The sequence below is a fragment of the Streptomyces sp. NPDC003379 genome, assembly GCF_053589195.1.
This window is the reverse complement of the sequence record NZ_JBSFRK010000022.1, coordinates 48,449-58,058: the sequence shown is the minus strand read 5'-3', so window position 1 is coordinate 58,058 and position 9,610 is coordinate 48,449. Positions and strand designations below refer to the sequence as shown.

General features: G+C 72.4%; 9 protein-coding genes. 7 read left to right on the top strand and 2 right to left on the bottom strand.

All coding sequences use genetic code 11. The features are described 5' to 3' along the window. Positions 1 to 32: 32 nt before the first annotated feature. Complete coding sequence (locus ACWDVB_RS22570; RefSeq protein WP_451516866.1) at positions 33 to 947, bottom strand: carbohydrate kinase family protein; 915 nt, start codon at positions 945 to 947, stop codon at positions 33 to 35. Positions 948 to 1,161: 214 nt separating this feature from the next. Between ACWDVB_RS22570 and ACWDVB_RS22565 the strand changes: the two genes are divergently transcribed. Beyond that, complete coding sequence (locus ACWDVB_RS22565) at positions 1,162 to 1,590, top strand: Rieske 2Fe-2S domain-containing protein (RefSeq protein WP_451516867.1); 429 nt, start codon at positions 1,162 to 1,164, stop codon at positions 1,588 to 1,590. Between the two features lie 40 nt (positions 1,591 to 1,630). On the opposite strand, the gene ACWDVB_RS22560 is transcribed toward ACWDVB_RS22565, so the two are convergent. Beyond that, entirely contained in the window at positions 1,631 to 2,617 is a 987-nt protein-coding gene (locus tag ACWDVB_RS22560; protein ID WP_451516868.1) for a hypothetical protein, read from the bottom strand. Between the two features lie 227 nt (positions 2,618 to 2,844). On the opposite strand from ACWDVB_RS22560, the gene ACWDVB_RS22555 reads away from it, so the two are divergent. From ACWDVB_RS22555 to whiA, 6 genes are all read left to right on the top strand, one after another. Beyond that, entirely contained in the window at positions 2,845 to 3,513 is a 669-nt protein-coding gene (locus ACWDVB_RS22555) for a papain-like cysteine protease family protein (protein WP_451516869.1), read from the top strand. A gap of 5 nt (positions 3,514 to 3,518) precedes the next feature. Next, positions 3,519 to 4,316, top strand: coding sequence for a hypothetical protein (locus ACWDVB_RS22550; protein ID WP_451516870.1), 798 nt, complete (start codon positions 3,519 to 3,521; stop codon positions 4,314 to 4,316). Between the two features lie 140 nt (positions 4,317 to 4,456). Beyond that, positions 4,457 to 6,502, top strand: coding sequence for an excinuclease ABC subunit UvrC (uvrC, locus tag ACWDVB_RS22545; RefSeq protein WP_451516871.1), 2,046 nt, complete (start codon positions 4,457 to 4,459; stop codon positions 6,500 to 6,502). Further along, the gene (gene rapZ / locus ACWDVB_RS22540; RefSeq protein ID WP_451516872.1) at positions 6,499 to 7,434 is read left to right on the top strand and encodes an RNase adapter RapZ; all 936 of its coding nucleotides are present in this window, start codon (positions 6,499 to 6,501) and stop codon (positions 7,432 to 7,434) included. The genes uvrC and rapZ overlap by 4 nt, the downstream gene beginning before the upstream one ends. Beyond that, positions 7,431 to 8,453, top strand: coding sequence for a gluconeogenesis factor YvcK family protein (locus ACWDVB_RS22535; RefSeq protein WP_451516873.1), 1,023 nt, complete (start codon positions 7,431 to 7,433; stop codon positions 8,451 to 8,453). The genes rapZ and ACWDVB_RS22535 overlap by 4 nt, the downstream gene beginning before the upstream one ends. Beyond that, positions 8,444 to 9,433: a DNA-binding protein WhiA gene (gene whiA / locus ACWDVB_RS22530; RefSeq protein ID WP_451516874.1), complete on the top strand. Its 990-nt coding sequence runs from the start codon at positions 8,444 to 8,446 to the stop codon at positions 9,431 to 9,433. The genes ACWDVB_RS22535 and whiA overlap by 10 nt, the downstream gene beginning before the upstream one ends. The last annotated feature ends 177 nt before the right edge of the window (positions 9,434 to 9,610 follow it).

Genomic DNA, 9,610 nt, shown 5'->3' with positions numbered 1-9,610 from the left:
GTCCGGAGCGGAAAGGGGAGCCGGTGTCGGGGCTAGTGGAGTTCCGACGCGTACGGAGGCTCCGCGCCCGGTCGGGAGCAGGTGGTTGCCGCCGCGCGGGCGGCGAAGCGGAGTACGTCCGTCCAGGTTTCGGAGTTCAGGGTCGCCGACGCGTCTGTCGAGAGTGCGTCACGTGCCGCGAGGCCATGCAGCAACGCCGCGTTGACGGTGTCGCCCGCGCCGATCGTGTCCACGACGTCGACCGGTTCGCCGGGTACGCGCAGCTCCGTGCCGTCCCGCGTGTACAGCCACAGGCCGTCGCCGCCGCGGGTGACCACCACGGCCGAGGGGCCGGACGCCAGCCACTCCCGTGGGGTGCCGCCGAGCCAGTCGGCATCCTCCTGCGAGAGCTTGAGCAGCGAGACCGAGGGAAGCCAGCTCTTGAACCGTGCGCGGTACGCGTCCGCATCGGGGATGAGCGCCGAACGGATGTTCGGGTCGAGCGTCGTGAAGACTCCGCGCCGCGCCGCCCGGCGCAGCATCTCCTCGTACGCGCTCGCGCCCGGCTCAAGCACCAGCGAGCAGGTGCCGAACGACATCGCCCGTACGCCGTCGGGCAGGTGCTCGGGCGCGGCGAAGAGGCGGTCGGCCGTGCCCTCTACGTAGAAGGAGTACCCGGCGGAGCCGTCCGCGCCGATCGAGGCGACGGCGAGCGTCGTCGGCTCGGGGCCGCGCTGGACGTACGAGAGGTCGACACCCGCGGCCCGCAGCCCGCCGAGCAGCGCCTCGCCGAACGCGTCCCGCGACACACGCGAGCAGAAGGCGACGGGCGAGCCGAGGCGGCCGAGCGCCACGGCGGTGTTGTACGGGCCGCCGCCGAGGCGCGGCGCGAGCGCCGGCAGCCCGGCTCCCCGGTCCGGCTCCTGCGGCACGAGGTCGATCAGGGCCTCTCCTGCGACGACTATCACGGGCGGTTCCTCTCAGACACTGCGCTGCGCCGCGCAGCCTCGGCTCGGCTCGGGCCGCGCGGCACGCGCCCGGCGTCCCGCTCAGGCTAGGCGGTGCGCGGCCCTCCGACCGGATGCGGGCAGCACTCGGGCACGTCCGTGCCGGACCCGGTCCCAGCGCCCCGCGCCGGTATCGTCTGGTCCGTCACCGACGCCCCTGACCTGTGGAGACACCATGCCCGGCACGTCCCCCGCCCGCCGCACCGTGCTGCGGGCCGCCGCTCTCGCCCCGGCCGTCGGGCTCGGCCTCACCGCCTGCTCCTCGGGTGACGGCGGTTCGAACCGGTCGGCGCCGACCGCGCCGGTGGACCTCGGGAGGTCCGACGACGTGAAGGTGGGCGCCTCGAAGCTGTACACGGACCAGAACGTGGTCGTCAGCCGGATCTCCGACGACGAGTACAAGGCGTACAGCACGATCTGCACGCACGCGCGCTGCCCGATCAACAAGCTGGAGGGGCACAAGCTCATCTGCCAGTGCCACGGCAGCCAGTTCGACGCCACGAACGGCAAGGTGCTGCACGAGCCGGCCGTCGACCCGCTGCCCGAGCTGCCGGTGAAGGTGGAGAACGGAAAGATCATCGCGGGTCCGGAGGGGACGGCTTAGCTTCTTCCGCCGGGAGCGCGCGGCAGTCCTCCGGAGATCCTCACTCCCAATCCCACGCGATGCCCAGCAGCCCCGCCCGTACCTGTGGCTCCACCAGATGCACCGAGCGGTGGCTGCCGCTCAGCGTCAGCTCCTGCCGACCGCCGCGCGGGGCCGCGGCCGACTGCTGGGCGAAGCGGTGGCAGCGTACGGGCAGAGCCGCGCCGTCGAAGCGGATCTGCAGCGCGTACTGGCCGCCCGCGTAGGTGAAGCCGCGCACGTACTCGGTGGCCGTGCCCGCCGTGCCGTCCTCGAAGCCGTAACCGAACAGATGCGTGTCGCCCGCCCGCAGCCGTGCGTCGAAGAGCAGTTCGGCGACCAGGACCCCCGTCCTCGCGTGCCACCGCACGCGCCCCGTGCGGCAGTTCTCCAGTGCCCGTACGCGCACCCGGTCGGGGGCGCAGCCCGGGTCGCCGTAGTAGATGGCCACGTAGCGGTCCACACCGTCCCGGTGGGCGCGTACGACGTGCTGCGACTCGCGGCCGACCAGCTCCCGGCGCGCGCCGATCCGCACCCGCTCGAGGTGGCCGATGGTGTGCAGCCCGCCGTCGACCGGCGAGCCCAGCTCGGCGAGGAGCGCGCGCAGCACGTCCGCGGCCTCCACCAGGGAGCGGTACGAACGGGCGGCGGGCCGCTCCCCGTCGGCGCGCTCGAAGGGGTGGGCCAGGAGCCGGACCAGCGACTCCTCGGGGAGCTGAAGGATCTCCTCCAGGGCGCGTACGGCGCGCAGCGACTCGGCGCGCTGGGGGCGCCGGGCGCCCTGCTGCCAGTAACTGAGGCTGGTCACGCCGACGTTGATGCCGTGCTGGGCCAGGTGGTGCCGCACCCGCTGCAGCGGCAGCCGCCGGGTGGCGATCGCGGTGCGCAGCGCGATGTGGAAGGGGCCGGTGCGCAGGGCGGCCGTCAGCTCCGCCAGGTCGGCGCCGGTCGTCGACCGGTCCTCGTCTCCCGCGGGTGCGCCCTGTGCGAACCGTGAGCCGTGCCGCATGCGGGGCCCCTTCCTGTGAACGTTCACTTCTGCCGCTCCGGCGTTCGCGCCGGTGGGAGCGGGCTGCCAGGTCGGCGTACGGCGCCTGTTCACATCCGTACGCCGCCGTTCACGCCGAATTAATTCCGCATTGAAGCGTGTTGACCTGCACTCGACAACACTCGATGCTCAATCGCAGCGTCCGGACGCGCTCCTCCACACCCCACATCCCGCTCGGGAGGAACGCGATGCGCCCACCGATCAGCAAGAGCAGCGGCACAGGCAGACGCAGACGTCTGTCCGCCCTCGCCGTCGTCGCCGCGGCACTTCTCGCCGCGCCCACGGCCACGGCGGCTCCCGCCCCCGCCCCCGTCACGTCCGCCGCGCCCACCGCCCTCGAGGCGAGCGGCACATCCGCCGCCGGCCCGTCCGTCCTCGCCGCCAAGCGCCTGAACATCACCATGCAGGCGCAGCAGAAGACCAACTGGTGCTGGGCCGCGGGCGGCAACACCATCGCGGCCTTCTTGGGCCGCAACTACAGCCAGAACCAGTTCTGCAACGCCGCCTTCGGGCGCAACCAGAACACCGAGTGCCCCAACAACCAGGCCACGCTCGGCAATGTGCAGAGCGGCCTGCGCTGGGCGGGCGTCAACCCCGGCTCGTACGTCACCGGCTGGCTCCGCTACTCCACCGTGCAGTCCGAGATCAACGCGGGCCGCCCGGTCGAGACCCGCATCCAGTGGTCCAACGGCGGCGGCCACATGCACGTCCTCTACGGCTACGACGACGCCAACAGCTGGGTCTACTGGGGCGACCCCTGGCCCTCCAGCGACCGCTACAACTGGGCCTCGCACGCCTGGTACGTCGACAACAACACCTTCTCCTGGACCCACTCGCTCTACCGGATAGGGGCGTGAGAGCGATGACCCGCCACCTGGCCAAGGCCGCGCTCGCCGGTTCGGCCGTCACCCTGCTCCTGGGCCTGGCGGCCCCGGCCGCCTCCGCCGACTCCGGTCCCGCGGCCCCCTCCGCGGCCTCCCGCGCCGCCGCGCACAAGGCGGCGAAGGCGCCGAAGACCCTGGACACCCTCTCCCGCTTCTTCTCCCGGGAAGGCGCGGTCAGCAAGGCCGCGGCCGACCCGCGCGTCGAGGGCGGGGCCGTGCCCGTGTACTACCTCTCCCCGGAGTTCGTCGCGGGCAAGAAGGGCGCTCCGGTCGCCCGCCTGGAGTTCCTCGCCAGCAAGGCGGTCTCCTCCGACGGCCAGGAGGCCTCCCTCTGGACCGTCGAGCGGGGCGGTTCGTGGCAGGTCGTGAACATCGCCACAGGCGACGACGAGACCCACTACGCGCGCGTGGGCGCCGACAAGCTCCCCGGAGGCACCGTCTTCCACGAGCCGCAGATCAACGCCTGGTACGTGCGGGGCCACGCGCGCGTGCTGCCGCTCGACAAGGACGCGGTGCGCGCCGTGGGCGCCGACGGCACCTCGCTCGCCGCCTACCGCAAGCGCGTCCAGAAGGCGTACGGCGACAAGCTGCCCGGTTCCGCGTACGAGAAGTCGGGCAAGGCGGGCGGCTACGACGCACCCGAGCCCGGGCAGCCCTCCGACGAAGAGGGCCCGGCCACGGTCGCCTCCTCGCTGGCCGGCGCGGGCGCCCTGGTCGCCCTCGGCATCTCCGGGGCGGCGCTCGCCCGGCGCCGCGCCACCCGGCAGCGGGGCTGACCCCGGGGGAACGGCGGCCGGGACGCCGGCCGCCGTTCCGTGTGCCGAGTCGTACACCGCGCCGCCGTTCCGTGTGCCGAGTCGTACGCCGATCCCTACGCCCACCCGGACTGTCAGCGCACGCCAGTAGGCTGTCCGACATGGCCGACCCTTCCAGCTACCGCCCCAAGCCGGGACAGATCCCCGACGCCCCGGGGGTCTACAAATTCCGCGACGAGCACCGCCGGGTGATCTACGTCGGGAAGGCCAAGAGCCTGCGCCAGCGCCTGGCCAGCTACTTCCAGGACCTGGCGAATCTGCACCCCCGCACCCGCTCCATGGTGACGACCGCCGCCTCCGTCGAGTGGACGGTGGTGACCACCGAGGTCGAGGCGCTGCAGCTGGAGTACACCTGGATCAAGGAGTTCGACCCCCGGTTCAACGTCAAGTACCGCGACGACAAGAGCTACCCCTACCTCGCGGTGACGATGAACGAGCAGTTCCCGCGCGTGCAGGTGATGCGCGGCCAGAAGAAGAAGGGCGTGCGCTACTTCGGCCCGTACGGCCACGCGTGGGCGATCCGCGACACCGTCGACCTCCTCCTGCGCGCCTTCCCGGTCCGCACGTGCTCCGCGGGCGTCTTCAAGAACGCCACTCGCACCGGCCGCCCCTGCCTGCTCGGCTACATCGGCAAGTGCTCGGCGCCCTGCGTGGAGCGCGTCACACCCGAGGTCCACCGCGAACTGGCCGAGGACTTCTGCGACTTCATGGCGGGCCGCACGGGCACGTACATCCGCCGCCTGGAGCGCCAGATGGCGGACGCGGCCGAGGAGATGGAGTACGAGCGCGCGGCCCGCCTGCGCGACGACATCGACGCCCTCAAGAAGGCGATGGAGAAGAGCGCCGTCGTCCTCGCCGACGCCACCGACGCGGACCTCATCGCCCTCGCCGAGGACGAGCTGGAGGCCGCCGTCCAGATCTTCCACGTCCGGGGCGGACGCGTGCGCGGCCAGCGCGGCTGGGTCACCGACAAAGTGGAGGCCGTCACCAGCGGCGACCTCGTCGAGCACGCGCTCCAGCAGCTCTACGGAGAGGAGAGCGGCGACGCGGTGCCCAAGGAGGTGCTGGTCCCCGCGCTGCCCGACCCCGTGGAGCCGGTCCAGGAGTGGCTGACCGAGCGCCGCGGCGCGGGCGTCTCGCTGCGCATCCCGCAGCGCGGCGACAAGAAGGCCCTGATGGAGACGGTCGCGCGGAACGCCCAGCAGTCGCTGGTCCTGCACAAGACCAAGCGCGCCTCCGACCTCACCACCCGCTCCCGCGCCCTGGAGGAGATCGCCGCCGCCCTGGAGCTGGACAGCGCGCCGCTGCGCATCGAGTGCTACGACATCTCGCATCTCCAGGGCGACGACGTCGTGGCGTCGATGGTCGTCTTCGAGGACGGCCTCGCCCGGAAGAGCGAGTACCGCCGCTTCCAGATCAAGGGCTTCGAGGGGCAGGACGACGTCCGCTCCATGCATGAGGTGATCACCCGCCGCTTCAAGCGCTACATCGCCGACAAGGAGCGCACGGGGGAGTGGTCCCCGGAGGACGCCGCGGACACCGGCGAGGCGAACGGCGAGGTTCCCGCGAGCGGCCTGACCGAGGAGGACGGGCGGCCCAAGCGGTTCGCGTACCCCCCGCAGCTCGTCGTCGTGGACGGCGGCCGGCCGCAGGTCGCGGCCGCCAAGCGGGCCCTGGACGAGCTGGGCATCGATGACATCGCGGTCTGCGGTCTGGCCAAGCGCCTGGAGGAGGTCTGGGTCCCCACCGAGGAGGACCCGGTCATCCTGCCGCGCACCAGCGAGGGGCTCTATCTCCTCCAGCGCGTACGTGACGAGGCGCACCGCTTCGCCATCACCTACCAGCGCGCCAAGCGGGCCAAGCGCTTCAAGGCGGGCCCGCTGGACGACGTGCCGGGCCTCGGCGACGCCCGCAAACGGACACTGATCAAACACTTCGGTTCGGTGAAGAGGCTCCGATCCGCGACAATCGACCAGATCTGCGAGGTTCCGGGCATAGGCCGCAAGACGGCCGAGGCCATCGTGGTGGCCTTCGCCCGGGCGGCACCCGCCGCACCCGCCGTGAACATGGCGACGGGAGAGATCATGGAAGACGAGGAGCCCGTGACCGCGGGCACCTCAGAGGAACGACGGGGGCAGGAGACATGAGCGAGCACGACGAAGGTGGAGAGCAAGTGAGTGCGGGCACGCCCATCGAGACGCCAGGGGTCCCCGACGCGGCGATCCCAGAGCTGGTGATCATCTCCGGCATGTCGGGCGCCGGACGCAGTACGGCCGCCAAGTGCCTGGAGGACCTCGGCTGGTTCGTGGTCGACAACCTGCCGCCCGCGCTGATTCCCACCATGGTGGAGCTCGGCGCCCGCTCGCAGGGCAACGTCGCGCGCATCGCGGTCGTCGTCGACGTGCGCGGCCGGCGCTTCTTCGACAACCTCCGCGAGTCCCTCGCCGAGCTGGAGTCCAAGAACGTCACGCGGCGCATCGTCTTCCTGGAGTCCTCCGACGACGCCCTGGTCCGCCGCTTCGAGTCGGTCCGCCGCCCGCATCCGCTGCAGGGCGACGGCCGCATCGTCGACGGCATCGCGGCCGAGCGCGACCTGCTGCGCGAGCTGCGCGGCGACGCCGACCTGGTCATCGACACCTCCAGCCTGAACGTGCACGAGCTGCGCGCCAAGATGGACGCCTCGTTCGCGGGCGAGGAGGAGCCCGAGCTGCGGGCCACCGTCATGTCCTTCGGCTTCAAGTACGGCCTGCCGGTCGACGCCGACCTGGTCGTGGACATGCGCTTCCTGCCCAACCCCCACTGGGTCCCGGAGCTGCGCCAGTACACCGGCCTCAACGAGGAGGTGGCGGCGTACGTCTTCAACCAGCCCGGCGCCAAGGAGTTCCTCGACCGGTACGCGGAAATGCTCCAGCTCATCGCCGCGGGCTACCGCCGCGAGGGCAAGCGCTACGTGACGATCGCGGTCGGCTGCACGGGCGGCAAGCACCGCTCGGTGGCCATGTCGGAGAAGCTCGGGGCGCGCCTGGCGTCCGAGGGTGTGGAGACCGTCATCGTCCACCGGGACATGGGGCGCGAGTGAAGCAGAGCCGCCGGACCGTCCGCCTGACCCGGCTGGGCCGCAAGCGGGGCAACCAGCCGAAGGTGGTCGCGCTCGGCGGGGGCATGGGCCTGTCCGCCTCGCTCGCCGCGCTGCGCCGCATCACCGGCGCCGGTGACCTCACCGCCGTCGTCACCGTCGCCGACGACGGCGGCTCCAGCGGCCGCCTCCGTGACGAGCTGGGAGTACTGCCGCCCGGCGACCTGCGCAAGGCGCTCGCCGCGCTCTGCGGCGACGACGACTGGGGCCAGACCTGGGCCCGCGTCATCCAGCACCGCTTCCAGTCCCGCGGCGACCTGCACGAGCACGCGGTCGGCAATCTGCTGATCGTCGCCCTGTGGGAGCAGCTCGGCGACCACGTCCAGGCCCTGGACCTGGTGGGCCGCCTGCTCGGCGCGCAGGGCCGGGTGCTGCCCATGTCCGCCGTGCCGCTGGAGCTCCAGGCCCTGGTCAAGGGCCACGACCCGGGCCGCCCCGACGACGTGGACACCGTCCGCGGCCAGGCCACGGTGGCCCTCACCCCGGGCGAGGTCCAGTCCGTGCACGTCGTGCCGCACGACCCGCCGGCCGTCCCCGAGGCGGTCGCCGCCGTCCTCGACGCGGACTGGGTGGTGCTCGGCCCGGGCTCCTGGTTCTCGTCGGTGATCCCGCACCTGCTGGTTCCCGAACTGCTCGACGCGCTCACCGAGACGAAGGCCCGCAAGGTCCTCCCGCTCAACCTCGCGCCGCAACCGGGAGAAACCGATGGCTTCTCTCCGCAGCGTCATTTGGAGGTTTTGGCCCGACACGCCCCTAAACTCGCCCTGGACGTGGTGCTGGCCGACGAGGCCGCCGTGCCCGACCGTGAGTCACTGACCGATGCCGCGAAGCGGCTCGGTGCCACGGTCGAGCTGGCGCCGGTGGCCCGGCCCGACGGGACTCCGAGGCACGATCCGGAGCTCCTGGCAGCCGCGTACGACCGTATTTTTCGGATGCATGGAAGGATCGGCCCATGGCGATGACGGCAGCGGTGAAGGACGAGATCTCCCGGCTACCCGTCACCCGGACCTGCTGCAGGAAGGCGGAGGTCTCGGCGATCCTGCGGTTCGCGGGCGGCCTTCACCTGGTGAGCGGCCGCATCGTGATCGAGGCGGAGCTGGACACCGCGATGGCGGCCCGCCGCCTGAAGCGGGACATCCTGGAGATCTTCGGGCACAGCTCGGAGCTGATCGTGATGGCCCCCGGCGGCCTGCGGCGCGGCTCGCGTTACGTCGTACGGGTGGTCGCCGGCGGCGATCAGCTGGCCCGCCAGACGGGCCTCGTGGACGGCCGCGGCCGTCCGATCCGGGGTCTGCCGCCGCAGGTGGTCTCGGGGGCCACCTGCGACGCCGAGGCGGCCTGGCGCGGGGCGTTCCTCGCGCACGGCTCGCTCACCGAGCCCGGCCGCTCGTCCTCCCTGGAGGTGACCTGCCCCGGTCCGGAGGCCGCGCTCGCCCTCGTCGGCGCCGCGCGCAGGCTGCAGATCGCGGGCAAGGCGCGCGAGGTGCGGGGCGTGGACCGTGTCGTCGTACGCGACGGAGACGCGATCGGCGCGCTCCTCACCCGCCTCGGGGCACACGAGTCGGTGCTCGCCTGGGAGGAGCGGCGGATGCGGCGCGAGGTGCGCGCCACCGCCAACCGCCTGGCCAACTTCGACGACGCGAACCTGCGCCGCTCGGCCCGCGCGGCCGTCGCCGCCGGCGCCCGCGTGCAGCGCGCCCTGGAGATCCTCGGCGAGGAGGTCCCGGAGCACCTCGCGGCGGCCGGACGGCTGCGCATGGAGCACAAGCAGGCGTCCCTGGAGGAGCTGGGCGCGCTCGCCGACCCGCCGCTGACCAAGGACGCCGTGGCGGGCCGCATCCGCCGTCTGCTCGCCATGGCCGACAAGCGTGCCCAGGACCTGGGCATCCCGGGCACGGAGTCCAATCTGACCGAGGAGCTCGCGGACAACATGGCGGTGTAGCGGACAACGACACCATGGCGGTCTAGCGACAACACCGCAGTCCGACCGTCCCGCACGCCCCACGAGCCGCCGGCGCCCCACAGGGCACCGGCGGCTTTCGCATGCCCGTCGCGCGCACCCTCACCCGCTGTATTGACATGATCATGCACTGTCACGAGCCTGGCATCCGGCACATCT

Coding starts and splice junctions, on each gene's coding strand:
- whiA (WP_451516874.1), top strand. CDS start 8,444: ATGGCGATGACGGCAGCGGTGAAGGACGAGATCTCCCGGCTACCCGTC.
- ACWDVB_RS22555 (WP_451516869.1), top strand. CDS start 2,845: ATGCGCCCACCGATCAGCAAGAGCAGCGGCACAGGCAGACGCAGACGT.
- rapZ (WP_451516872.1), top strand. CDS start 6,499: ATGAGCGAGCACGACGAAGGTGGAGAGCAAGTGAGTGCGGGCACGCCC.
- ACWDVB_RS22550 (WP_451516870.1), top strand. CDS start 3,519: ATGACCCGCCACCTGGCCAAGGCCGCGCTCGCCGGTTCGGCCGTCACC.
- uvrC (WP_451516871.1), top strand. CDS start 4,457: ATGGCCGACCCTTCCAGCTACCGCCCCAAGCCGGGACAGATCCCCGAC.
- ACWDVB_RS22560 (WP_451516868.1), bottom strand. CDS start 2,617: ATGCGGCACGGCTCACGGTTCGCACAGGGCGCACCCGCGGGAGACGAG.
- ACWDVB_RS22565 (WP_451516867.1), top strand. CDS start 1,162: ATGCCCGGCACGTCCCCCGCCCGCCGCACCGTGCTGCGGGCCGCCGCT.